Below are 530 nucleotides of genomic sequence, written 5' to 3'. Positions count from 1 at the left end.
ATACACTTTTTTATATAAGGCCATGGTTGGCAATGGTAACTGGGATGAAGTAGTTGCCAAAACAGTTTCCATTAAACTGGCAACTGTTTTTTATAAAACAAATCTCTTCAGGATAGCATTGTTATTATTGATCGCCTCTTTTTTCTATGCGCTGTATAAATATCGTACAAAGCAGCAGCGCCAATTGTACCAGCTGAAAAGCAAAGCCCAGTTGCTGGAGAAAGAAAAAACAATGGTGATGTATGAAAGCCTGAAACAGCAATTGAATCCGCACTTCCTCTTTAATTCGCTTACTTCTTTATCGGGTCTTATTGAAACTAATCAGCAGGTGGCAGGCGATTTTCTTGAGCAGATGTCGGGCATATACAGGTATATTTTAAAGAATGGTGATACCTAAACCGTGTTTCTGAAAGATGAAATTGAGTTTGTGCAACTCTATATTAACATGCAGCAAACAAGATTTAAAAAAGGGTTGCAGATAAATATGAATGTGCCGGACGAATATTTTCATTATAAGATCGCACCGGTTA

1 protein-coding gene is annotated in these 530 nt (G+C 37.2%); it reads left to right on the top strand.

What is annotated here, in order from left to right:
* The coding region (locus tag ENE75_RS26030) for a histidine kinase (protein WP_199232417.1) at positions 1-397 on the top strand (397 nt) is incomplete at its 5' end.
* Between the last annotated feature and the right edge of the window lie 133 nt (positions 398-530).

Source organism: Rubrivivax albus, assembly GCF_004016515.1.
Taxonomy (GTDB): Bacteria; Pseudomonadota; Gammaproteobacteria; order Burkholderiales; family Burkholderiaceae_C; genus Rubrivivax; species Rubrivivax albus.
This window is presented reverse-complemented; position numbering and strand designations above follow the sequence as displayed.